We start from the raw sequence: 24213 nt of genomic DNA on the forward strand, positions 1-24213 counted from the left end.
CTGTAGGGTTTTGTTGTTATGCACTTTGATGGTGTCGGGTACGGTATTTGTCGATCAGCACCGCTATGATGATCACCGCCCCTTTGATCACCAGCTGCCAGAAGTAGGAGACGCCCATCAGCGTCATGCCGTTGTTGAGGGTGGCGATGATTAATGCGCCGACCAGCGTGCCGGTGATCGTGCCGATCCCGCCGACGAAGCTGGTGCCGCCGAGGATCACCGCCGCAATCGCATCCAGTTCGTAGCCCGTGCCGAGGTTGCCGTTGGCGCTGTAGAGGCGCGAGGCGCTCATCACGCCGCCGAGCCCGGAGAGCAGGCCGCTCATGCCGTAGACAAACAGCAGCACCAGCCAGACCTTGATGCCGGTCAGTCGCGCCGCCTGCATGTTGCCGCCCACCGCGTAGATGTGGACGCCGAGCGTGGTGCGGCGCAGGATGAACCAGCAGATAGCAATCACCGCAAGGGCAATGACTACCAGCCACGGGATCGGGCCGAGGTAGTTATTGCCGATCCACTCGAAGCTGATGTTGGAGTTAATGACCGTCGTGCCGTCCGCCAGCAGATACGCCGCGCCGCGCAGCGCCGTATAGGTGCCGAGCGTCACGATGAAGGGCGGCAGCCCGGCAAAGGCCACCAGCGCGCCGTTGAACAGACCCAGCACCATGCCGAGCATCAGCGCGGCCGGAATGGAGAGCATCGCAAATTCAGGGATAAGCGAGACCACCATCGCCGCTACCGCCGTGGTGCCCAGAATCGAGCCCACGGAGAGGTCAATCCCGCCGGTTAAAATGATGAAGGTCATTCCCGCCGCCAGCACGATGTTGATCGACGCCTGACGGGTAATGTTGAGCAGATTGCTCTCGGTGAAGAAGTTCGGGGCGATAAAGCCAAATACCGCCACAATCAGGATAAGAATCGGCAGGATGCCGACCGTTTGCATCAGATCGCTCATCAGCATTTTTTTGGCGGAGGCGGATTTCGCCACCTGCTGCGGATGGGTTGGAGTTGTCATGATTGCACCGCCTGATGATGAGTGTCGTTCACGCCGGTTGCCAGCGTCATAATGTTTTCCTGAGAGATGTCGCGCCCGTGGAGTTCACCCGCAATGCTGCCTTCCCGCATCACGTACACCCGGTCGCTCATGCCCACCACTTCCGGCAGCTCGCTGGAGATCATTAAAATCGCCACCCCTTTGCGCGCCATCTGGTTCATGATGCGGTAGATCTCGCTTTTCGCGCCGACGTCCACGCCGCGCGTGGGTTCGTCCAGAATCAGAATGCGCGGACCTATGGCCACCCAGCGGGAGATCAGCAGCTTTTGCTGATTGCCGCCGGACAGCCCGCCCGCGCGAACCTGCGAATGGGGCACGCGGATGTTAAGCAGGGCAATGGCGTCATCGGAAATGGCCTGCGCTTTTTTGCGGTTTAACATACCGAAGGTGGCGTCGCGCTCCAGCGTCGCCATGGTGATGTTCTCCTGCGCCGCCAGCTCCAGAAACAGCCCCTGCTCCTTGCGGTTCTCGGTGAGAAAACCGATGCCGTTTTCGATGGCCGCACGCGGGGAGTGGATCACCACCGGCTCGCCGTCGACCTCAATCATGCCGCCGGTGGCTTTACGCACGCCGAAAATCAGCTGCGCCAGCTCGGAGCGCCCGGCCCCCACCAGGCCCGCCAGCCCAACGATTTCGCCGGAACGGACCTGCAGGCTGCACGGCTGTACCTTTTTACCGTCGGTGAGGTGGTGGACGTTGAGGCGCGGGCTGCCGAGGGGAATATCACGCTCTTTGTTGAACAGATCGCTTAACGGGCGGCCCACCATCATGCGCACCAGCTCGGAGGCGTTCAGCTTGTCGCGCGTCAGGCTGCCGACGTACTGCCCGTCGCGCAGAACGCTGACGCGGTCAGAAAGTTCATACACTTCCGCCATGCGGTGGCTGATATAGATGATCGCCATCCCTTCATCGCGCAGGCGCAAAATCAGTTCAAACAGACGATGCGTTTCCCGCGAGGAGAGGGCGGCGGTGGGCTCATCCATCACCAGAATGCGGCTGTTGCGGTGCAGCGCGCGGGCGATTTCCACCTGCTGCTGCTCGGCGATGGTCAGCTTCATCACCAGGTCGGTGGCATTGAACTGTGCGCCGAGGCGCTCAATCACCGCCTGCGCCTGGGCGGCCATCTCTTTGCGCTGCACCATCCCGCCGCGCGACAGCTCGCTGCCAAGAAAGATATTTTCGGCAACGGTCAGGTTGGGCGCGAGCTGCATCTCCTGATAAATCAGGGTAATGCCTGCGGCCAGCGCATCTTTCGGCCCTTTAATGTGAAACGGCTGACCGTCGATCAGGATCTCACCGCTGGTGGCGGTATAGGCTCCCGCGAGGATTTTCATCAGCGTGCTTTTTCCCGCGCCGTTTTCGCCCATCAGCGCGTGGATCTCTCCGGGAAAGACCGTCAAATCCACACCCTTGAGCGCGTGGAAACTGCCAAACGTTTTGGCAATGCTGCGCATCTCTAATACCGGGGTTCTGCTCATGGCGGATCTCCTGCGAATGCCGATATCTGCACTTCATCACAGGTGCGTAAATGCAAAATGTCAGAAGCTGTTCATATTTGTCATAGTTATGAATAGCTAATGTAGATCACAGTTATTGAACTACCCTCACCCCAGCCCTCTCCCTGAAAGGGAGAGGGAGCAAATCATTCCCTCGCCCCTTTGGGGAGAGGGTTAGGGTGAGGGGACACCAAACCGCACAGGAGCCCAAGCCCATGCCATCACGCCGTCCGCCCTTTTTCGCCAGCGCCCGAGGCCGCCTGCTGATTTTTAATCTGCTGGTGGTCGCCGTGACGCTAATGGTGAGCGGCGTGGCGGTGCTCGGCTTTCGTCACGCCAGTCAAATCCAGGAGCAGGTTCAGCAGCAAACGCTGGACGATATGACCGGCAGCATGAACCTGGCCCGCGATACCGCCAACGTGGCGACGGCGGCGGTGCGGCTTTCGCAGGTCGTCGGGGCGCTGGAGTACAAAGGCGAAGCCGAGCGCCTGAAGCAGACGCAAATGGCGCTGCGCCGCTCGCTGGAACAGCTTGCGGAAGCGCCGCTGGCGCAGCAGGAGCCGGCGCTGGTGGCGCGTATTATTCAACGAAGCAATGAGCTACAGCAGAGCGTGACGGAGATGCTTGAGCGCGGCCAGCGGCGCCATCTGGAGCGTAACGCGCTGCTGAGCTCGCTGTATCAAAGCCAGAGCTACCTGCGTCATCTGCAGGACATCAACCGCCGTTACGACAGCAACGTGCCGGATGCGCAGCAGCTGATGGAGATGGACCGGCTGATCGCCGCCGCCATCGACACCCCTTCGCCGCGCGCGACCGTTCAGCAGCTGGATGCCGTGGCCGCAGCGCTGCCCCGGAGTGCCGTACAGCCGGTCGTGAAGGGGGTTCTGCCTGATTTTAATGCCGAGTTAGGCAAGCTCGCCCCGCTGTCGAAGCAGCTGGAAGAGAGCGATCTGGCGATAAGCTGGTATATGTTCCACATCAAGGCGCTGGTGGCGATCCTCAACAGCGACATTAATCAGTACGTCGGGCAGGTGGCGCAGGCTTCCCGGCTTCGCACGGCCCAGAGCCATCACGAGCTGCAGTCCATCAGCGTGTTTATCAGCTTCTTCGCCGTGCTGGCGCTGATCATCACCGGGTGCACTTGCTGGTATATCTACCGCAATCTGGCCTCTAACCTGACGGCGATTTCCCGGGCGATGTCGCGCCTTGCTCACGGCGAGCAGGATGTCTCCGTTCCCGCCCTCCAGCGGCGCGATGAGCTGGGCGAGCTGGCGCGCGCGTTTAACGTTTTTGCCCGCAATACCGCCTCGCTTGAGCACACCACGCGCCTGCTGAAAGAGAAAACCACGCAGATGGAGATCGACCGCGTTGAGCGTCAGGGGCTGGAAGAGGCGCTGCTGCACAGCCAGAAGATGAAGGCGGTCGGACAGCTGACCGGCGGGCTGGCGCATGATTTTAACAACCTGCTGGCGGTGATCATCGGCAGCCTTGAGCTCACCGACCCCGAATCGAAAGACGCGCCGCGCATTACCCGGGCGCTGAAGGCGGCCGAGCGTGGTGCCTTACTGACGCAGCGCCTGCTGGCGTTTTCCCGCAAGCAGTCCCTGACGCCGCATGCGGTAGAGATGCTGCCGCTGCTGGAGAACCTCCGGGAGCTGATGCGCCACTCCCTGCCTGCTACCCTCACCCTGGAGATTGAAGCGCAAACCCCGGCGTGGCCCGCGTGGATTGACGTTAGCCAGCTGGAAAACGCCATCATCAACCTGGTGATGAACGCGCGCGATGCGATGGAAGGGCAAAGCGGGGTGATTAAAATCCGGACCTGGAATCAGCGCGTCACCCGCAGCGACGGGCGCAGGCAGGATATGGTGGCGCTGGAGGTGATTGACCGCGGCAGCGGCATGTCGCAGGAGGTGAAATCCCGGGTCTTTGAACCGTTCTTCACCACCAAGCAGACCGGAAGCGGGAGCGGATTAGGCCTGTCGATGGTCTACGGCTTTGTGCGTCAGTCCGGCGGCCGCGTGGAAATTGAAAGCGCGCCGGGGCAGGGAACGACCGTTCGGCTTCACCTCCCGCGCTCGGTGCTGCCTGCTGCGGCAGACGATGAAGCGCTGTCAGCCACCGCCTCCGTCGATAGCGAGCGGCTGGTGCTGGTGCTGGAAGATGAGGCCGATGTTCGGCAAACCCTGTGCGAGCAGCTGCATCAGCTCGGCTACCTGACGCTGGAAGCGGACAACGGCGAACAGGCGCTGAATATGCTGGCGGCTTCACCGGATATTGGCATGTTTATCAGCGACCTGATGCTGCCCGGCAGCCTCAGCGGCGCCGAGGTGATTAACCATGTGCGCAGCCATTACCCGCAGCTTCCGGTGCTGCTGATCAGCGGCCAGGACCTACGGCCCGCGCATAACCCTCAGCTGCCGGACGTCCCGCTACTGCGTAAGCCGTTTACGCGGGTGCAGCTGGCGCAGGCGCTGCGCAAGGTTATGGTAATTTGAGATTCCTCCGCTACCCCGGCTTCCCGCCGTTCATTATCGTAAGGCCAGTTCACCTGCGAGTCTGGCCTTATGAAACGTTACTCAACTGCTCTGTTATTCGGTCTGCTGTCACTCACCAGCCAACTGGCTCATGCCGATATTGTTGATGATGCTATTGGCAACATTCAGCAGGCGATCAACGATGCCTATAACCCCAGCAGCAGCCGCAGCAATGACGACGACGATCGTTATGACCGCAGTCGTCAAATCGACAGTCGACAATACGACGATCGTCGTCGGCAGCTTGAAGACAGACGCCGTCGTTTAGATGAACGTCAGCGTCAGCTGGATGACGACAGACGTCGTCTGGAAGAGGATGAGCGCAGGTTAGAAGACGATTACGATCGAGGCTAAGTGTGGCCTGTTGCCCTCTCCCACAGGAGAGGGAGAAAACCTAATCCAGCACCAGCACCATCCCGTCATAGCCCGCTTCTATGCCCTGCGGCAGCGGGTTATCCATCATCCACACGTCAAACTGATGGCTGATGTGCGTCAGGATCACCTGCGGGCAGCCAATCGCTTCGTTTAATGCAATCACGGTATTTAAGTCGCAATGGTTTCGCGGCGTTTCCTCGCGCGGCTCATGGCTGCAGTCGATAATTATTGCCTGCGGCTGGTTGTTGAGCAGGAACTTCACCGTTTTTTCCGGCAGTCCGGCGGTATCTGAAAGCCAGGCCACGCGGCTGTGGGCCGATTCCAGCAAATACCCGAAGGTCAGTTTCGAATGGTTGAGCGGCAGCGGCGTGACCCGCAAACCCTGAAGCTCAAACATCACAAACGGTTCGACCGTGTGGCTGAAATCCAGAATGCCGGGGTGCTTAAACAGGTCGTCGCATCCGGCGTCGTCCGGCGGACCGTAAACCGGGATCGTCGCCCCCACGCCCCAGCGCAGGGGGAAAAGCCCCTGAACGTGATCCATATGGTAATGGGTGAGCAAAAACTGCTGGAAGCTGCCTGCCGGCCAGTCGTCCATCAGGTGCGGAATACCGGCATCCAGCAGGGTGACGGCATCGTTGAATTTCACTACCGCGCTGCACGGGCGACGGCGATAGTTATCCTGCAGGCGCGCCCGGCGACACGCCGCGCAGTCGCAGCCAAAGACCGGCACCAGCTGGGCGCCACCCGTTCCCGTCAACGTGATGGTCAGACTCATAGCGCACCTCTACAGCGGTTTGGTGAATCGGAAATGGCTCTGCGTGTATCCTTCACGAACGTAAAAACGGTGCGCGTCGGTGCGCTTCACGCTGGTGGAAAGTTCGGTCAGCTCCGCGCCGGCCTGTCGCGCTACCTCTTCCGCCCAGGCCAGCAGGTGACTTCCGACCTTTAACCCTCGCGCCTGCGGCATTACGACCAGCTCCTGGATCTCGCCGATCCAGCGCGCATGGTGCAGGTGAAACTGCATGTGCAGGCCGATCATGCCGATGACCTGTCCCTCTCTCTCCGCAAGCTGGTAGCGCATGTTGCGATCCTGCAGGTTGGCAAGAAACCCGGCGTGGAACGCCTGATGGTCGAACTCTGCCTGCTTGAGCTCGCAGATCAGGGCGTAAACACTCTGCGCATCGTCGGCGGTGGCGGGGCGAAGCTGGCAGTCAGGCATGCTGTTTCTCCTTCTGACGGATAAGCGATAAAAAGGTATCGACTGACTGTAGCAAACTTCCGTCGTTATTGAGGATGTGGCAGTCCGACGGGGCATAGCGGGCCGCACGCTCAAGCCGCAGATCGATCTCACGGGCTGATTCACGTCCCCGGTTCTGCAACCGGCTGCGCAGGACGTCCGGCGAAACCTGCAGGCAGACCGGCAGCAGGGCCGCCTCATAGCGGGCGCGCGCTTGTGGCAGATGCGCACGCGAGCCGTTAACCAGCACGTCAAAACCCGCGTGCAGCCAGAGGTCGATTTCGATGCCCACGCCATAGTAAAAGCCGTTGGCGTGCCAGCTCAGCGCCAGCAGGTTTTGTCCGGCGCGGATGAAAAACTCCTGCTCGCTCAGGGCGATATGGTTTTCACTCCCGGCATTGGCCGCGCGGGTAATATAGCGGTGTGCGACCAGCAGCTGCGGATGTTCCCGCTGCCGTAAGGCGGACAGCAGGCTGTCTTTACCGGAACCCGAGGGCCCCATTAACCAGATGAGCCTTCCCATCAGAACACCCTTTTTCCCTGACGCCAGACGTGGTCGATATGAACGTGCTCGCCCTTGCGGTGGGCCAGCACCAGATCCGCGCGTTTACCCTCGGCGATTTCCCCGCGATCCTGAAGATTAAGCGCCGAGGCCGGGTTTTTCGTCACCAGGCGAATCGCCTGCGGCAGCGTAAAGCTGTTGCTCTCGTCGTCGGCCACCCGGAACGCCGCATCCAGCAGGCTGGCGGGATAGTAGTCGGATGAGAGGATATCCAGCAGACCCAGGGAGGCGAGCCTGCTTGCCGCGACGTTACCGGAATGCGATCCGCCGCGCACGATGTTTGGTGCGCCCATCAGCACGTTCATGCCGTGCCTGCGGGAGGCTTCAGCCGCTTCAAACGTGGTGGGAAATTCGGCGATCACGCTGCCAAGCTGATGGGATTCGCGCACGTGATCGTGCGTGGCGTCGTCATGGCTGGCCAGCGCGATATTGCGGTCACGACACATCGCGGCAATCCTGAGACGGTTTGGCTGCGACCACTGGGCCGCAAGCGTCAGCTGCTCTTCCTCGTAGCGGGCCATCTCCGCATCGCTGAGAGAATATTTGCCCTGATAGTATTCGCGATACTTTTCAATGTTGGCGAACTGGCGCTGCCCCGGCGAGTGGTCCATCAGGGAGACCAGCGAGACCGGCTCGCGCCCGACCAGCTTTTCAAACAGCGGCAGGGTGGTGTGGTGCGGCAGCTCGCAGCGCAGGTGGAGACGGTGCTCGGCGCGGTTGAGGCCGCGCTTTTGCGTCTCCTCCACGGCGTTGATCATCTTCTCCAGATTCTCCAGGCGATCGCCGCCGTCGCGCACGTCGCCAATCGCCACCGCGTCCAGCACGGTGGTGATGCCGCTGGCGACCATCAGCGCGTCATGGCTGCTCATCGCCGAATGGGCGGGCCAGTCGACCTTCGGGCGCGGGGTGAAAAATTTGTCCAGATTATCGGTATGCAGCTCAATCAGCCCCGGCAGCAGCCAGCCGCCTTCACCGTCCATCGCTTCAGGGGTACGGCTTTGGGTTTCGGCAAAGGCGCGAATAACGCCTTCATGGACTTCAACCGAGCCATTAACCACTTCATTTTCCAGCACCAGCCTGACGTTATTGATAATCATGCGTGGACCCCCATCGGGTGCAATCTGTCCGCCACGCGGCTGCGTACGGCGTCGTCGTGGAAGATCCCGACGATCGCCGCGCCGCGCGCTTTGGCCTGTTCGATCAGCTCCACCACGGCGGCGCTGTTTTTGCCGTCGAGCGAGGCGGTGGGTTCATCCAGAAGTAAAATCGGGTAGTCGACGATAAACCCGCGGGCGATATTGACGCGCTGCTGTTCACCGCCGGAAAAGGTCGACGGGGCGAGATGCCACAGGCGCTCCGGCACGTTGAGGCGCGTCAGCAGGCTGGCGGCTTTGGCGGCGCAGGCTTCTCGCGGCACGCCCAGATCCAGCAGCGGCTGCATCACCACGTCCAGAGCGGAGATCCGCGGGATCACCCGCAGAAACTGGCTGACCCAGCCGATCGTCGTGCGGCGCACTTCCAGCACTTTGCGCGCGGGGGCCTGCACCAGATCGACCCATTCATCGTTGTGGCGAATGTGAATGTGGCCTTCATCCGGGAGATAGTTGGCGTACAGGGAGCGTAGCAGGGTGGATTTTCCGCTGCCGGAATGGCCGTGCAGCACCACGCATTCGCCGCTGCTGATCTCTAATGAGGCATTTTGCAGCACCGGCAGGCGCACGCCGTTTTGCTGGTGGAGCACAAAGGTCTTACTTACGTTTTGTACGTGGATCATGTTGGCCTCTTAATTCTGCAATACGGACGACACCAGCAGCTGGGTGTACGGATGGTGTGGATCGTCGAGCACCCGGTCGGTTAACCCACTTTCCACCACCTGGCCCTGCTTCATCACCAGCAGACGGTCCGCAAGCAGGCGCGCAACGCCCAGATCGTGGGTGACAATCACCACCGCGAGGTTCAGCTCCACCACCAGACCGCGCAGCAGGTCGAGCAGGCGCGCCTGCACGGAGACGTCCAGCCCGCCGGTGGGTTCATCCATAAACACCAGCTTCGGGTGGGTGACCAGGTTGCGGGCAATCTGCAGGCGCTGCTGCATTCCGCCAGAGAAGGTCGTCGGCAGGTCGTCGATGCGCGAGGCGGGGATTTCCACATCGATCAGCCAGTGCTGCGCCGTGGCGCGGATGTTGCCGTAGTGGCGCGCGCCGGTAGCCATCAGGCGTTCGCCGATGTTGCCCCCGGCAGAGACCTGACGGCGCAGGCCGTCCATCGGGTGCTGATGCACCACGCCCCACTCGGTGCGCAGCAGGCGGCGGCGCCCGGCCTCGCTCATGCCGTACAGCGAGGCGCCCTCATACAAAATGTCGCCGTTCTGCGGCGTCAGGCGCGCGGAGATGGACTTCAGCAGGGTAGTTTTGCCGGAGCCGGACTCGCCGACGATCCCCAGCACTTCGCCCGGCCACAGCTCGAACGACACGTCGCTAAAGCCTTTGCCCGGCGCATACAGGTGAGTCAGGTTATTAACCGAAAGCAGCGGTTTCATTGGCTATTCGCCTCGCTCTGTTGGCGGCAGTAATCGGTGTCGGAGCAGACAAACATCCGTTTGCCCGTATCGTCCAGCACCACTTCGTCCAGATAGCTGTGTTTGGATCCGCAGATGGCGCACGGCTCGTCCCACTCCTGCACCGTAAACGGGTGATCGTCGAAATCCAGGCTTTCGACACGCGTGTAGGGCGGGACGGCGTAGATGCGTTTCTCGCGCCCGGCGCCGAACAGCTGCAGGGCGGGCATCATGTCCATCTTCGGGTTATCGAATTTTGGGATTGGCGACGGGTCCATCACGTAGCGCCCGTTCACCTTCACCGGATAGGCGTAGGTGGTGGCGATATGGCCGAAGCGGGCGATATCCTCATACAGCTTCACCTGCATGACGCCGTACTCTTCCAGCGCGTGCATGGTGCGGGTTTCCGTTTCGCGCGGCTCGATAAAACGCAGCGGCTCCGGGATCGGCACCTGGAAAATCAAAATCTGATCTTCAGTGAGCGGGGTTTCCGGGATGCGGTGACGGGTCTGGATCAGCGTTGCGTCTTCGGTTTTTTCGGTGGTATTGACGCCGGTTACGCGCTGGAAGAAGCTGCGGATCGACACGGCGTTGGTGGTGTCGTCGGCGCCCTGGTCGATGACCTTCAGCACGTCCGCCTCGCCGATCACGCTGGCGGTGATCTGTATACCGCCCGTGCCCCAGCCGTAGGGCATCGGCATTTCGCGGCCGCCGAACGGCACCTGATAGCCCGGTATGGCCACCGCTTTGAGGATGGCGCGGCGGATCATGCGTTTGGTTTGCTCATCCAGATAGGCAAAGTTGTAGCCGCTTAAGTTAGCCATTTTTGCGCTCCCGTTGCAGGCGTTTCAGCAGTTCCAGTTCGGCCTGGAAATCGACGTAGTGCGGCAGCTTGAGGTGCGAGACGAAGCCAGCGGCCTCAACGTTATCCGCGTGGGCCAGCACAAACTCTTCGTCCTGCGCCGGGCCTGCAACGTGCTCGCCGTAGTCCGGTGCCTGGAGTGCGCGGTCGACCAGCGCCATGGCCATGGCCTTGCGCTCGCCCATGCCGAATACCAGCCCGTAGCCGCGGGTAAAGTGCGGGTCTTCGTCTTCCGGGGCGACGAAACCGTTGACCATTTCACACTCGGTCATCAGCAGTTCGCCGACGTTCACCGCAAAACCCAGCTCTTCCGGCGCGATTTCAACGTCAATGTAGCCGCTGCGAATTTCGGCCGCAAACGGGTGGTTGCGCCCGTAGCCGCGCTGGGTGGAGTAGGCCAGCGCCAGCAGATAGCCTTCGTCGCCGCGCATCAGCTGCTGCAGGCGGGACGAGCGCGAGCACGGGTAAACCGGCGGCGTGCGGGTGATGTCATCCGGCTGCGCGCCTGAATCTTCTTCCGTCTTCGCCAGACCCTGTTTTGCCAGCAGGCTGAAGACGTGCGGAGACGGTTCCTGTCCGGCGTCGGAGGTGCTGAGCTGCGGCGCTTCGCCGTTCGCCAGCAGGGTGAAATCCAGCAGGCGGTGGGTGTAGTCGTAGGTGGGGCCAAGCAGCTGGCCGCCGGGAACGTCTTTATAAACGGCAGAAATGCGGCGTTCCAGGCGCATCTCCGCCGTATTCACCGGCTCGCTGACTGCCAGTTTCGCGAGCGTGGTGCGGTAGGCGCGCAGCAGGAAGATGGCTTCTACGTTGTCGCCGCTGGCCTGCTTCAGGGCCAGCGCCGCCAGCTCGCGGTCGGCGATGCCGCCCTCGGTCATCACGCGGTCGACGGCGAGGTTTAGCTGCTGCTCAATCTGGGCGACGCTCAGCTCGGGAAGCCGTTCATCGCCCCGTCGTCTGTGCGCCTGTAGCGCATGGGCGGCGGCGATGGCCTTCTCACCCCCTTTGACGGCAACGTACATCAGCACACCTCCACGTGGGTGGTCCGCGGGATTGCCAGCAGGCGCTCGCCGCAGGTCAGGATCAGGTCAATGCCCAGCGGGAACGGGTGCGGGCGCTCGGTCAGCTCGTGAATGATGCACTCCGGCAGCTGCGGCGCGACCATGCGCTCGTCGGCGATGCCTGCCCCCGTGAGGCGCAGCATGCGGCCGCCGCTCAGGCTGGAGACCTGCAGGATCAGCGTGGCGCTGGTCTCCGGGGCGACGGCGCTGCCTTCGCTCAGGGCGTTCAATTGCTCATGGCTGATTTGCTCGTCAGCCACGGCAAAAACCGCCTGCTGGGGCTGATCGACCAGCGGAGCGCTGGTGTGAAAACGCAGGTTCTGGCTGGCGATATCGTTCGACAGCGCGCCCGAAAGCCACACCGGGGTGTCGTTGTCGGCAAGCGTCAGCAGCACGCTGGTGGTCGCCAGGTTCAGCGGCAGCCAGCCCTGGGAGAGCTGGTGCAGCGAGACGATCACGCCCGGCTCGCTCATCGCCTTCAGCAGGCGACGAAAACTGTGTTGGGCATCCTGGACGGCCAGGGTAAAAGCAGGTTGAAGCGTCATGCGTTGTCTCCGCGAACGAGCGTAAAGAAGTCGACCCGGCTGGTATTCACTTCGGCCTGACGTGCGGCAATGCGCGCGGCGCGGTCGGCTTCCAGCGGGGCAATAAGGGTTTCCATTAACGTCTGGAAATAGGGTTGTTCCTGTAAAAGCGCGTCGATCACCGCGCAGCGCTCGGCGTGCGCTTTGTCGCGCCCCAGCACGTAGCTGTAGCCCAGCGTGCCGCTGTTCAGGCGGATCGCGGCGCGGGTGAGGGTGGCGTCTCCGGCGAAAAAGCGCTCGCCGGTGCCGCCCATGCGCGCCTGGATCTGAACGAGGCCGATCTCCGGGGCGCGAAGGGTGTCGTAGTCTGGCGTCAGGCTGAGCGCGTTCATGCGGGCAGCCAGCGCAGCAGGCTGGCTGTGGGCCAGCACGTGCATCCAGCGCTGTCGGGTGGCGGTATCGAAGTGCATTCAGTGCTCCATGGTAAATTCGATCATGTCGGCGCGGGTCAGGCTGACGGAGTATTCCGTCGCGTTGATCTCGCCGTCACGGTGGTTGAGGGTGCGCACGCAGAGCAGCGGGGCCATATTGGGAATTTCGAGCACCTTGCTCTCTTTCGCCTGCGCGCGACGGGCGCTGATGCGCGTCTGGGTGCGCTTGAGCGCTATGCCTGTCGCATCCTGAAGAAAATCATGCAGCGAGCCGCTGGAGAAATGCTGGAGCACGGGCCAGAGGGCGAGGTCCGCAAAGTAGTGGTCTATCTGGCATACCGCCACGCCGTTAACGCGACGCAGGGTGCGCAGGTGAATGACGTCGTCACCCTCCTGAATGCCCAGCGCGTCCGCCACGTGGCTGGAGGCCGGACGCACTACCGAGAGCAGCTTTTCGCTGGTCGGGTGGCTGCCCTGATCCAGCAGGTTCTGGCTAAAGCGCGCCTGGGCGTTTAGCGGGTAGTCGAACGGGCGCATCAGCACCAGCACGCCCACGCCCTGACGGCGCTGGACCCAGCCGCGCTCGACCAGCTGGTCAATGGCGCGACGCAGGGTGTGGCGGTTCACTTCATAGCGGTCGGCAAGCTGCTGCTCGGCGGGCAGGTAGTCCCCGCAGCGGTAGTGCGTGCGCAGCTCCACTTCGAGCTTTGCCGCAATCTCTTGCCAGCGGGTTGGATAACTGGTCGGATGTCTGGATAAGTGCATAGAAAACAAAGCCTCGCTTCTCAGATGAAGTGCTTACGCAAACGTTGAGAGAGGAAATCCAGCAGGCTGACGGTGACGATGATGAGCACCATCAGGGCGCAGGTTTGCTGGAACTGGAAACCGCGAATCGCTTCCCACAGGGTGACGCCAATCCCGCCTGCGCCCACCATGCCGACCACCGTCGCGGAGCGGACGTTGGACTCAAAGCGGTACAGGGAGTAGGAGATCAGGAGCGGCATAACCTGCGGCAGGACGCCGTACAGGATCTCTTCGATTTTGTTGGCGCCCGTTGCGCGGATGCCTTCCACCGGGCCGGGCTCGATGGCTTCGACCGCTTCGGAGAGCAGCTTGGAGAGCACGCCGGTGGTGTGGATGAACAGCGCCATCACGCCGGCGAACGGACCCAGGCCAACGGCGACCACGAACAGCATCGCAAAGACCATTTCATTGATGGCGCGACAGGCGTCCATCAGGCGACGCATCGGCTGGTATACCCACCACGGCACGATGTTTTCGGCACTCATCAGGCCAAACGGAATGGAGAGAACGACGGCAAGGGCGGTGCCCCAGACGGCGATTTGCAGGGTGACCGCCATTTCGCTGAGGTAATCCTGCCACTGGCTGAAGTCCGGCGGGAAGAAGTCGGCGGCGAAGGTCGCCATGTTGCCCGCGTCTTTGAAGAGCAGCAGCGGATCCATTTCCGCGCCCTTCCAGGAGATAACCAGCACCGCCAGCAGGATGGCCCAGCTTATGAGCGAGAACCAGCTGCGCTTCGGCGGCGGGAGGGTGATGGTTTGCATGTTGGCTCCTTTGGGTTTAGTCCCCTCTCCCTTGAGGGAGAGGGTTAGGGTGAGGGGGAAATGTGCGCGCTGATGCCCTCACCCCGGCCCTCTCCCACGGGGAGAGGGAGAAAGGCACTACTGCACCGCTTTATTCACGCTCGTCATCGCACCGAGCGCGGCGGTCAGGCGGTCGAGGTCTTCCAGCTGCGCCTCAATTGCGGCCACTTTGCTGGTCTTCTCCTCGTCCTTCAGCCCTTTGTTGTCCTTCACGCCCTGCATCTCTTTAAAAAGCGCCAGCTGGCGAATCGGGACCAGCTGCAGGTCGCTTGACGGGCGGAACGGTGCCCAGCCCAGACGCGCCAGGACCGCTTCCTCTTCCGGCGTTTTGCCATAGGTCATAAAGAAGTCGTACACCTTGTCCTTGGTGCTCTCGGAGAGATTTTTACGCCAGACGATCGGGTCGCCCGGGATCAGCGGCGATTTCCAGATAACCTTGATCTCTTTCAGCTTGTCCGGCGCGGAAGTTTTCAGCTTGTCGAGGTTCTCGGTGTTGTTGGTGGCAACGTCCACCTGCTTGTTGGCCACGGCCAGGGCGTTGGTTTCGTGGCTGGCGTTCACCGTGCGTTTGAAGTCGCTGGCGGAGGCGTTGTTTTTGGCGAAGACGTAGTAGCCAGGGACAAGGTAGCCGGAGGTCGAGTTCGGGTCGCCGTTGCCGAAGGTCAGCTCTTTGCGTTTGGCGAGCATGTCGTTGAGGTTGTTGATCGGGCTGTCTTTGTTGACGATCAGCACGCTCCAGTAGCCCGGGGAGCCATCTGCCGCGACGGTCTGGGCAAAGACCTGGCCGTTCGCGCGGTCCACCGCTTCCATGGCGGAGAGGTTGCCGTACCAGGCGATGTCCACCTTATTAAAGCGCATCCCCTGGATGATGCCCGCGTAGTCCGGGGCGAAGAAGGCGTTCACTTTGATCCCCAGCTTAGTTTCCATATCTTTCAGGAACGGTTCCCACTGAGGCTTCAGATTCTGCTGTGATTCCGTCGAAATAATGCCGAAGTTCAGCGCTTTTTCCTGCTCTTGTGCATACGCCGGGCTTAACAGGGTGCTGAGGCTGAACATGCTGGTAAAGGCCAGCGCGGCAACGGCTTTGTAGCTCATGTACTTTCCTCGGATCGGGTTTAATTAAGCAGCCTGCGCGTTCTCTTCGACGCGGTTAATGCTGCGGTAGAGATGGTCAAAACGTTCGTTATCAAACTGATGGCTCGCGCCATCAAAGAACACATGTCCCTGACGCAGGGCGACAATGCGTTCGCAGTAGCGAAGGGCGTAATCCACCTGATGCAGCGTGACCACTACGGTGATGCCGTCGTTCTGGTTAATGTCGCGCAGGGTTTCCATCACGATGCGGGCGGACTCCGGGTCCAGCGAGGCAATGGGTTCGTCTGCAAGAATGATTTGCGCTTTCTGCATCAGCGCGCGCGCAATCGCCACGCGCTGCTGTTGCCCACCGGACAGGGTGGAGACGCGCTGGTGGGCAAAATGCGCCATGCCGACGCGGGTCAGAGCCTGCAAGGCTTCCTGCTTCTGCGAAGGGGAGAACCAGCGCAGACAGGTGCGCCAGAACGGGGTGCTGCCGAGCGCGCCAATCAGCACGTTCTCAAGCACCGTCAGGCGGTTCACCAGGTTGAACTGCTGGAAGATGTAGCCCGTCTGGGCGCGGCTCTTGCGGATATCACTGGCGAGACGCCCCGCGCGCTGCACGGTATTGCCCAGCAGCTCGACGTGGCTTTCCGGCGTTTTATCGCAGGTGATAAGACCGCTTAAATGACGCAGAAGGGTGGATTTACCGGAACCGGATGGCCCCAGCAGCGCCACCATTTCGCCCTGCTGGACGGTCAGATCAACGGCATGCAGAGCCTTATTGTGATGGAAGGTCTTGCTCAGTTTCTCGACGCGGATGACGGTTTGCATGTGCTGGGCCTCACGATAAATGTGGCCTCATGCTGGCGCATCAATGTGACATTTGGGTTAAGTCTGGGTTGCGGGAGTTTGAAGAGTTGAGCGGAGTTTGATGACAGGCGGAGGCAGAGCGCCCACCGCCCGAAAATTAGTGCTGCTGCTTAACGACGTTAATCATCCACGGCACGCCGTATTTATCGGTGACTTTACCGAAACCGTGTGCCCAGAAGGTTTCCTGCCAGGCCATGTCGATATTCCCGCCCGCGGCGAGGTTGTCGAACCAGCGTTTGCCTTCATTAACGTCCTGGGTGTCGAGAACCAGCGTGAAGCCCGCGTACTGCGCGTTGCTTCCCGGCGGCATCCCGTCGCTCATCATGATATCGCTGCCCGCAATGCGGACGTTGGAGTGAGCGATAGCCGAATCCGGAAATTGCATACCGGACGGACAGCCTTCTTCGCTGTTATCGCTTTTTGGCATTTCGCCGAAGGTGATTTTATAGAGAAGCTCTGCGCCGACGGCTTGCTGGTAGAAAGAAGTGGCTTCTGCACAGTTGCCGGCAAAAGAGATGTAGGGACTTAACGGCATAATCTTTACCTCACGTAAGAAAAGCCCGTTAAGTGTAGTTCCCGAAAACCCGGTAAGCGAAGCGCCACCGGGCGGGTAAATCAGTTCTTTTTCACGAACTCTGATTTCAGCTTCATCGGACCGAAGCCGTCAATTTTGCAGTCGATATTATGATCGCCTTCAACCAGACGGATATTCTTCACTTTGGTGCCGATCTTCAGCATGGAAGAACTGCCTTTCACTTTCAGATCTTTAATCACGGTTACGCTGTCGCCGTCCGCCAGCAAATTGCCGTTCGCATCTTTTACGACAAGTGCATCAGCATCGTGTGATGGTTCGGCATCATTCCATTCGTGAGCGCATTCCGGGCAGATGAACATGCCATTATCTTCATAGGTGTATTCAGAATTGCATTTTGGGCAATGTGGGAGTGACATATCGGTATCCTCAAAAAGTGTAAACGCGCTGGAAAGTGCCAGCTAAATGACGGCAGCGTGCCGAAAAAGGCGGCAAGTATAGCGCAAATCCACACGTTTGTCGGTGACATTGTGAATTAAAAAAATGCAAAAAGCGTATCGGGAGTGACACTTCCTGTCAGTCAGTTAAGCGATGCTTACCTCATTAACACGTTGGGAAGATATGACGCTAAATATATCGAATATTTTATTGCAGCAAATTGCTACGCTCCTTCATTTCGGATAAGGTGAAGCGACACATTGTTATTTATCTCCTGACTTCGCTGCCATCCATATCTTTTGGCAGGGGCGTATTACCTCTCTTTTTAGGTGGGTAAATAATGATGATATATCCTGAAGTTTCTTAAAATTGGGCTACGCTTTTTTCCTTTGGCCGTCAGGCCAGGAGGGGAGCTATACACGCCATGCAAGGATAGCGAATTATTTCTGATTATCATCAATCAGTTATATTTCGGCGGACATGTTTTCCACACGTGATCATATAAGCCTGAACAACATAATTAATACCAGTGGCTTAATAAAAGTAATAAATTTGCGTTAAGGAAAGGCTTTTATCATGCACACACAGACCATTTTTGAATTAAGCCAGGAAGCTGAGCGTTTGCTACAGCTCGCCCGGCAAAACCTTGATACGTTGAAATCAATGCCGACTGCGATGCTGGAGAGCACCGCGGCTGCTATTACGGGTGAAAAGAACAACGTTTTACCTTTACATTTTAGCGCGCGCGGTGTCGAAGCGCAGCAGGCGATGCTGAATAATGAATTACGAAAAATAACCCGGCTGGAAATGGTCCTGGCTATTGTTGGCACTATGAAAGCGGGGAAATCGACCACCATTAATGCGATTGTGGGGACCGAAGTGTTGCCGAACCGCAATCGTCCGATGACGGCGCTTCCTACTCTGATTCGCCACACGCCGGGTCAGAAGGAGCCGGTGCTGCATTTCTCACATGCCTCGCCCATTGATGAATTGATTCAACTGCTTCAGAAAAAGCTATGCGATTACGATCGCGGAAAGCTGGCCCAGCATCTGGAAATTGATAAAGACATGAATACGCTGCTGGAGCGCATTGAAAAAGGAGAGGCTTTTGAGAAGCATCACCTGGGCGCGCAGCCGATATTTCATTGTCTGAAAAGCCTCAACGATCTGGTGAGGCTTTCCCAGGCGTTAGGGGTGGAGTTTCCGTTCTCTGAGTATGCGGCTATCGAACATATTCCGGTGATTGAAGTGGAGTTCGTGCATCTTGCGGGTCTTGATGCTCACCTCGGACAGCTGACGCTGCTCGATACGCCCGGACCGAATGAGGCCGGACAGCCGCACCTGCAAAAAATGCTCAGCGAGCAGTTGTCCCCCGCGTCGGCGGTGCTGGCCGTGATGGATTATACCCAGCTTAAATCCATCTCTGATGAAGAAGTCCGCCAGGCTATTTCCGCGGCGGGAAAATCCGTGCCGCTGTATGCGCTGGTCAATAAATTCGATCAGAAAGATCGCAATAGCGACGATGAAGAGCAGATCCGGGCGATGATCTCCGGCACCTTAATGAAAGGCAATATTTCGCCTGGCCAGATCTACCCCGTTTCGTCCATGTGGGCCTATCTGGCGAACCGCGCTCGCTACGAGATGAGTACCCACGGACAACTGCCGGATCATCAGGAGCAACCCTGGGTGCAGGACTTTGCCGAAGCGGCGCTTGGGCGACGCTGGCGTACGGCGGACCTGGACGATATAGACCATATTCGTCATGCTGCCGATTTGCTCTGGGAAGATTCGCTTTTCGAACAACCGATACGCAAACTGATTTACGCCGCCTATGCCAATGCCTCGCTTTACGCGCTGCGTTCGGCCTCGCATAAGCTGCTCAACTACGCACAAAATGCCCGGGAGTACCTCGACTTCCGCTATCAGGGGCTGACGGTTGCCTTTGAGGCGCTGGAACTGAATATCGCACGTCTGGAAGAGGACATGGCGCTTCTCCAGACGCGCCAGAGCGTGGTGAGCGATGAGGTGAAACATGAAGTTGAGGAGGCGCTGAACGCTACCGCGGACTTTATGGGCGCCCAAAAAACCGCGCTTAACCAGGCGATTGGCGAGGTGTTCAGCGCTCAGCATATTCTTGATTTGGCAGGCATCGATCGGCAGAACCCTCACGGTGACGAGCTGAAGCAGCTGGTTCTGGACGATGAAGGGCAGGCGCAGATCGCGCTGAGTAAAATCCGCTCCTCCTGCGAATTGGTGATGCTGGATGCACAGACGAAAATCTGCCGGGAGCTGGCGTTACGCTTCGACCAGCTTGAATCTACGCTGGCGCGTTCCCTGAACGAAGCCATGCGCCCCATCGAAACGCGTATTAAAGAGCATCTGAGCCATGCGGGTTTTCGGGCGCGAATCAGTTTCCCGGCGTTTCAGGCTCACCAGCTCAACTTCAATACGCGGGCGCTGTTTAACGATGCGATAGCGCAGGATGACAGCCAGGCAGGCCCGTCATCAGGCGGGAGCAGCATGCGAGAAACGGTCTCTCGCTGGCTCAATAATCCGGGCTGGGGCTGGGATGAATATGTGGAAACGCGCACGCGCTATGTTATCGATATTGCGCAGCTACATGACAAATTTAAGCAACATATTGAGCTGTTTTGTGAACAAATACGTAAAGCTTTGTCCGCGCAGGTCGATGTCTCTGTTACGGCAGGAATGGCGACGTTCTTTGCAGAATTCTCGCTGTGCCTGACCGGGTTACAGGAAAGCTTGCGTGATAGCCTCGCAGTGCGTCAACAGAATGAGCATTCAACCCGAGCGCTCTGCCAGCTGTTGAAGCAAAGTATTACGACTGCGGCGTGGATACAGGAAGATACCCGACTGTTACGCGATGATATTCAAACTCTATTCGCGGCAGAGCAACCATGACAACACCACTACTGGACGGCCCCGGGCGAACGCTGGAGTGTATTAATCCAAAATTTATGGTCGATCTGGTTCAGGGAGTGGACGCGGCGCGTCATCCTCACCTGGGACCACAACAGCTTCAGTTTCGTGAGCGTTTGACTCAGGAAATCATGACGCATACCCGGCTGCGCCCCTGGGCGATGGCGGGTATGCTTAATGAAAATGCGGCGCTGCGCCTGGGGCTGGCGGAAAAACTGGCCGGCATGCTTGACCCGGGTCATCTCGCGCTGACGCTGATGGCAGAGAAACTGATTGCTTTGCGCCAGCAGACGCACCCGCGCGCCCAGCAGTCCCCCGGTCTGATGCAGCAGTACGCTGAACTCGCTTCTCATTTTACCCAACGCGCCGCCTATAAAGAGAAGGCGCTAACCCAGCGCGGGCTGACGGTGCAGGCGGGTGAGCATAGCGAGCAGATTTTTACCCGCTGGCGGGCCGGGCATTATGATGGCTGGTCGCTGGCCGGGCGCTGTTTTATCGTCCTGGAAGAGCTGCGCTGGGGGGCATTTGGTGACGCATGCCGCCTCGCGAATGAAGATGTGGCGGCAATGCTTAAGGATAACCTGCGCAGCATGGCGTCTAACTATCTGGCACAGGGCATCAATGCGTCACCCACGACCCGCCATTTCTATCACCAGTGGCTGACAACGCCAGCCTCTCCGGGGTTAATCGATCATAAAGACATGCTGGGGTGGCTGGGGGACTGGTGTCAGGCGGATCAACATCCGGTGAGCTGGTCAGTGACGCAAAACTGGCAGACCGTCGCTCTGGGCATGCCGAGGCTCTGTTCGGCAAAACGGCTGGTGGACGGGATGGTGGAAGAGATTTTTGGCTAAATCTCTCCCCCTCTCCCCATTGGGAGAGGGAACGGTGCTGTGTGTTAATGATTCATTTCTATCGGCTTCGGTTCAGGCAGGGTCTCTTGCATATTCCCGTAGCGTTTCGCATACAGCGCCGTGATGATGGGGACCAGAATTGCGGTGACGATCACGCTCGCGGCAACCAGCGCCGTCGCTGAAGCGGCGACCGGTTCGAAGGCCGGGTTAATTTGGGCGATAATCACCGGGTTTGCGACTGCAGCACCGGCGGCTGAAGAGGCGGCGACGCCGGCCGTGCCGTTTCCTCCTCCGATTATGCGGTCGGCAATAATCAGCGGAATACCGGTGATGACGATCACGGCGACACCCAGCACAATGCCCAGCAGGCCGGTATCGAGAATGACCTTCAGGTTGATGGTGTTCCCCAGTGCGAAACCGAAGAACGGGATCAACACCGGCGTGGCTTTGCTGAAGAAATCACGCAGATCGCGGTCGAGATTGCCAAGGGCGAAACCGACCAGGAAGGGCAGGATTGCGCCGACAAAGTGGTGCGGTTCAAACGAGGCCAGGCCAGCAGACCCCAGGATCAGCATCGTCATCAATGGGCCGGACTCCAGAGACATCAACACAAATGCGCCGGACTCTTCTTTCGTCCCGTACTGATTCATCAGGCTGGCGTACAATCCGCCGTTGGTCATATCCATCGCCGAGACGATCGCCAGGACCGATAAACCCGCAAAGAACCCGGTCTGAATTCCATTCTCCGGAATGAACATCGCGCATATCATTGCCACCGCCCAGGCTACCGCTATTTTGGTGATCACCAGCGTGCCGGATTTCCGTAATACTGTCCCCGTTGCCCGTAAATTAATGGATGCGCCGATACAAAAAAACCAGACGGCAAGAATGGGAACCGTGCCTGTTATCATGCCTTTTGTGAAACCGCCAAAATAAGCTCCGGTATTGGGAGCAAGGGTATTCAGGATCGCGCCCAGTACCAGCGGAACCAGCATCATGCCGCCGGGTATACGTTCTATCGTGGCTTTAATCTTCATAGACAAACCTCACATCGGATCCCGCAGTACGGGGGATGGGTGTTAAAAATTAGTCAATAAATTCAATTGATTGCTCGTATTGCTTGTGGTGTTTTTTCGAAAGCCCTGCAACAAAATTAAATGCGTGCTCTCAATTAACCTTTTCCTTAAACACGTAAAACGCTGAATTCGGATTTATGATGCGATCATTGGAATATTGATTCAATGAAAATAAAACACCGTTTTAGTTATCTTTATCACATATTCAATGTAAAACTTGAGGCCGGTTCCTGCTGATGAAAATTTATGTAAACCTGATGTGAATTAACGTGGTTTGTTTTTCTGTTACGAAAGAAATAATGACGTGCGGGAGGATGTTCTTTAGGTGGGGTAAGGAAGTACTTATTGGCACTCCTTGACAAAAATTTGCCTGAGTTGACCAGACACGAAAATATGTGTGAAGTTGATCACAAATATAAACGCTGGTAGGGTAAAAAGGTCATTAACTGCCCAGGCAGGCGTCAACAGGTTCGGTTGTATCGACGTAAAACGTCAATGTAAGTAAACCTGCTACGCTTGAATAAGGCGATTCGCATGGAGCGGATCCCATGGTTCACAGAACGCTAACTGAACTGTGAAACAGACAGGGCCGAGTCAACGAGGATAGCTATGCTAAGAAGGAAAAAGATTAAACCCATCACGCTTCGCGACGTCACCATTATTGATGACGCAAAGCTGCGTAAAGCCATTACCGCAGCCTCGCTCGGTAATGCGATGGAATGGTTCGATTTTGGTGTCTACGGCTTTGTGGCCTATGCGTTAGGTAAAGTGTTTTTCCCCGGGGCCGATCCCAGCCTGCAGATGATTGCCGCACTGGGTACGTTCTCCGTTCCCTTCCTGATTCGCCCGCTGGGCGGTCTGTTCTTCGGTATGCTCGGCGATAAATATGGTCGTCAGAAGATCCTGGCCATCACCATCGTCATTATGTCGATCAGTACATTCTGTATCGGCCTTATACCGTCTTACGCCACCATCGGCATTTGGGCACCCATTCTCCTGCTGATATGTAAGATGGCGCAGGGCTTCTCCGTAGGCGGTGAATATACCGGTGCCTCGATCTTCGTTGCCGAGTATTCCCCGGACCGTAAGCGCGGATTTATGGGGAGCTGGCTGGACTTCGGCTCGATTGCCGGGTTTGTCATGGGCGCGGGCGTAGTCGTGCTGATTTCAACCGTGGTGGGTGAAGATAACTTCCTCGACTGGGGCTGGCGTATCCCGTTCTTCCTGGCATTGCCGCTGGGGATTATTGGTCTTTACCTGCGTCATGCGCTGGAAGAGACGCCTGCTTTCCAGCAGCACGTCGAAAAACTGGAACAGGGTGACCGCGAAGGGCTGCAGGATGGTCCGAAGGTGTCGTTCAAAGAGATTGCCACTAAGCACTGGCGCAGCCTGCTGACCTGTATTGGTCTGGTGATTTCGACCAACGTGACCTACTACATGCTGTTGACCTACATGCCGAGCTATCTGTCGCATAACCTGCACTACTCGGAAGATCACGGTGTGCTGATTATTATCGCCATCATGGTGGGTATGCTGTTTGTCCAGCCGATTATGGGCCTGTTGAGTGACCGTTTTGGTCGTCGACCGTTCATTATCCTGGGAAGCGTTGCGCTGTTTGCTCTGGCAATTCCGGCATTCATTCTGATTAACAGTGATGTGCTGGGGCTGATTTTTGCCGGTCTGCTGATGCTGGCGGTGATCCTTAACTGCTTTATCGGGGTGATGGCCTCCACGTTGCCCGCGATGTTCCCGACGCATATTCGCTACAGCGCGCTGGCCGCGGCCTTTAACATCTCGGTGCTGATTGCCGGTCTGACCCCGACGCTTGCCGCCTCGCTGGTCGAGAGCACGCAGAACCTGATGATGCCGGCTTATTACCTGATGGTGATTGCGGTGATTGGTTTGATTACAGGTCTTACCATGAAGGAGACGGCGAATCGCCCTCTGAAAGGCGCAACGCCTGCGGCGTCTGACATCCAGGAAGCGAAAGAGATCCTGCGCGAGCACTACGATAACGTAGAGCAGAAGATTGAGGATATTGACGCAGAGATTGAAGAGCTGCAGAAAAAACGCTCCCGACTGGTGGACCAGCATCCACGCATCAACGAGTAATAAAGAAACCCGCCAAC

The 24213-nt window shown here is 58.6% G+C and carries 24 protein-coding genes; 5 read left to right on the top strand and 19 right to left on the bottom strand.

Features of this window, described 5'->3' with window-relative positions; translation table 11 throughout:
* Positions 1–16 precede the first annotated feature (16 nt).
* Together HB664_RS05025 and HB664_RS05030 are read right to left on the bottom strand one after the other, a co-directional pair.
* Positions 17–1012, bottom strand: a complete 996-nt coding sequence (locus HB664_RS05025) for a ribose ABC transporter permease (RefSeq protein ID WP_032662554.1) — start codon at positions 1010–1012, stop codon at positions 17–19.
* Positions 1009–2529, bottom strand: a complete 1521-nt coding sequence (locus tag HB664_RS05030; protein ID WP_039262390.1) for a sugar ABC transporter ATP-binding protein — start codon at positions 2527–2529, stop codon at positions 1009–1011. Before HB664_RS05030 ends, HB664_RS05025 begins: the two co-directional genes overlap by 4 nt.
* Before the next feature lie 233 nt (positions 2530–2762).
* Between HB664_RS05030 and HB664_RS05035 the strand changes: the two genes are divergently transcribed.
* Complete coding sequence (locus HB664_RS05035; RefSeq protein WP_219940427.1) at positions 2763–5045, top strand: ATP-binding protein; 2283 nt, start codon at positions 2763–2765, stop codon at positions 5043–5045.
* A gap of 69 nt (positions 5046–5114) precedes the next feature.
* Entirely contained in the window at positions 5115–5438 is a 324-nt protein-coding gene (yjdP, locus tag HB664_RS05040) for a DDRRRQL repeat protein YjdP (RefSeq protein ID WP_033144428.1), read from the top strand.
* Positions 5439–5478: 40 nt separating this feature from the next.
* Here yjdP and phnP read toward each other — a convergent pair whose 3' ends face one another.
* The 16 genes from phnP to HB664_RS05120 all read right to left on the bottom strand — a co-directional run bounded on the left by phnP (position 5479) and on the right by HB664_RS05120 (position 17195).
* Entirely contained in the window at positions 5479–6237 is a 759-nt protein-coding gene (gene phnP, locus HB664_RS05045; protein ID WP_048979060.1) for a phosphonate metabolism protein PhnP, read from the bottom strand.
* A 9-nt stretch (positions 6238–6246) separates the two neighbouring features.
* Complete coding sequence (gene phnO, locus HB664_RS05050; RefSeq protein WP_143346411.1) at positions 6247–6681, bottom strand: aminoalkylphosphonate N-acetyltransferase; 435 nt, start codon at positions 6679–6681, stop codon at positions 6247–6249.
* Positions 6674–7225, bottom strand: a complete 552-nt coding sequence (phnN, locus tag HB664_RS05055; RefSeq protein WP_109846213.1) for a ribose 1,5-bisphosphokinase — start codon at positions 7223–7225, stop codon at positions 6674–6676. The genes phnO and phnN overlap by 8 nt, the downstream gene beginning before the upstream one ends.
* Positions 7222–8358 (bottom strand): alpha-D-ribose 1-methylphosphonate 5-triphosphate diphosphatase, encoded by a 1137-nt coding sequence (gene phnM / locus HB664_RS05060; protein WP_143346413.1) that lies wholly within the window; start codon positions 8356–8358, stop codon positions 7222–7224. Before phnM ends, phnN begins: the two co-directional genes overlap by 4 nt.
* Positions 8355–9035 (bottom strand): phosphonate C-P lyase system protein PhnL, encoded by a 681-nt coding sequence (phnL, locus tag HB664_RS05065; protein ID WP_143346414.1) that lies wholly within the window; start codon positions 9033–9035, stop codon positions 8355–8357. Before phnL ends, phnM begins: the two co-directional genes overlap by 4 nt.
* A 9-nt stretch (positions 9036–9044) precedes the next feature.
* The gene (gene phnK, locus HB664_RS05070) at positions 9045–9800 is read right to left on the bottom strand and encodes a phosphonate C-P lyase system protein PhnK (RefSeq protein ID WP_219940428.1); all 756 of its coding nucleotides are present in this window, start codon (positions 9798–9800) and stop codon (positions 9045–9047) included.
* On the bottom strand, positions 9797–10642 hold the full coding sequence (gene phnJ, locus HB664_RS05075; protein ID WP_033144435.1) for an alpha-D-ribose 1-methylphosphonate 5-phosphate C-P-lyase PhnJ: 846 nt from the start codon (positions 10640–10642) through the stop codon (positions 9797–9799). Before phnJ ends, phnK begins: the two co-directional genes overlap by 4 nt.
* Positions 10635–11699: a carbon-phosphorus lyase complex subunit PhnI gene (locus HB664_RS05080; protein WP_219940429.1), complete on the bottom strand. Its 1065-nt coding sequence runs from the start codon at positions 11697–11699 to the stop codon at positions 10635–10637. The genes phnJ and HB664_RS05080 overlap by 8 nt, the downstream gene beginning before the upstream one ends.
* The gene (gene phnH / locus HB664_RS05085) at positions 11699–12283 is read right to left on the bottom strand and encodes a phosphonate C-P lyase system protein PhnH (RefSeq protein WP_032662532.1); all 585 of its coding nucleotides are present in this window, start codon (positions 12281–12283) and stop codon (positions 11699–11701) included. The genes HB664_RS05080 and phnH overlap by 1 nt, the downstream gene beginning before the upstream one ends.
* A complete protein-coding gene (gene phnG / locus HB664_RS05090) occupies positions 12280–12732 on the bottom strand; it encodes a phosphonate C-P lyase system protein PhnG (RefSeq protein ID WP_219940430.1) in 453 nt (150 codons plus the stop codon). Before phnG ends, phnH begins: the two co-directional genes overlap by 4 nt.
* Entirely contained in the window at positions 12733–13458 is a 726-nt protein-coding gene (phnF, locus tag HB664_RS05095; protein ID WP_196355187.1) for a phosphonate metabolism transcriptional regulator PhnF, read from the bottom strand.
* 20 nt (positions 13459–13478) lie between these two features.
* Positions 13479–14258: a phosphonate ABC transporter, permease protein PhnE gene (gene phnE / locus HB664_RS05100; protein WP_023334213.1), complete on the bottom strand. Its 780-nt coding sequence runs from the start codon at positions 14256–14258 to the stop codon at positions 13479–13481.
* Positions 14259–14375: 117 nt separating this feature from the next.
* The gene (gene phnD / locus HB664_RS05105) at positions 14376–15392 is read right to left on the bottom strand and encodes a phosphonate ABC transporter substrate-binding protein (protein ID WP_219940431.1); all 1017 of its coding nucleotides are present in this window, start codon (positions 15390–15392) and stop codon (positions 14376–14378) included.
* Between the two features lie 24 nt (positions 15393–15416).
* Complete coding sequence (phnC, locus tag HB664_RS05110) at positions 15417–16205, bottom strand: phosphonate ABC transporter ATP-binding protein (RefSeq protein ID WP_033144439.1); 789 nt, start codon at positions 16203–16205, stop codon at positions 15417–15419.
* 136 nt (positions 16206–16341) lie between these two features.
* Positions 16342–16779, bottom strand: coding sequence for a VOC family metalloprotein YjdN (yjdN, locus tag HB664_RS05115; protein ID WP_033144440.1), 438 nt, complete (start codon positions 16777–16779; stop codon positions 16342–16344).
* 80 nt (positions 16780–16859) lie between these two features.
* Positions 16860–17195, bottom strand: a complete 336-nt coding sequence (locus tag HB664_RS05120; protein ID WP_023310096.1) for a zinc ribbon domain-containing protein YjdM — start codon at positions 17193–17195, stop codon at positions 16860–16862.
* 595 nt (positions 17196–17790) lie between these two features.
* Between HB664_RS05120 and crfC the strand changes: the two genes are divergently transcribed.
* Both crfC and HB664_RS05130 read left to right on the top strand, forming a co-directional pair.
* The gene (crfC, locus tag HB664_RS05125) at positions 17791–20136 is read left to right on the top strand and encodes a clamp-binding protein CrfC (RefSeq protein WP_219940432.1); all 2346 of its coding nucleotides are present in this window, start codon (positions 17791–17793) and stop codon (positions 20134–20136) included.
* Complete coding sequence (locus HB664_RS05130; protein WP_069303543.1) at positions 20133–21008, top strand: diguanylate cyclase regulator RdcB family protein; 876 nt, start codon at positions 20133–20135, stop codon at positions 21006–21008. The genes crfC and HB664_RS05130 overlap by 4 nt, the downstream gene beginning before the upstream one ends.
* 44 nt (positions 21009–21052) lie before the next feature.
* On the opposite strand, the gene kdgT is transcribed toward HB664_RS05130, so the two are convergent.
* On the bottom strand, positions 21053–22045 hold the full coding sequence (gene kdgT, locus HB664_RS05135) for a 2-keto-3-deoxygluconate transporter (protein ID WP_048979052.1): 993 nt from the start codon (positions 22043–22045) through the stop codon (positions 21053–21055).
* 648 nt (positions 22046–22693) lie between these two features.
* Between kdgT and proP the strand changes: the two genes are divergently transcribed.
* On the top strand, positions 22694–24196 hold the full coding sequence (gene proP / locus HB664_RS05140) for a glycine betaine/L-proline transporter ProP (RefSeq protein ID WP_029740241.1): 1503 nt from the start codon (positions 22694–22696) through the stop codon (positions 24194–24196).
* Positions 24197–24213: the final 17 nt, after the last annotated feature.

It is taken from the genome of Enterobacter sp. DNB-S2 (assembly GCF_019443845.1).
GTDB classification, from domain to species: domain Bacteria; phylum Pseudomonadota; class Gammaproteobacteria; order Enterobacterales; family Enterobacteriaceae; genus Enterobacter; species Enterobacter asburiae_B.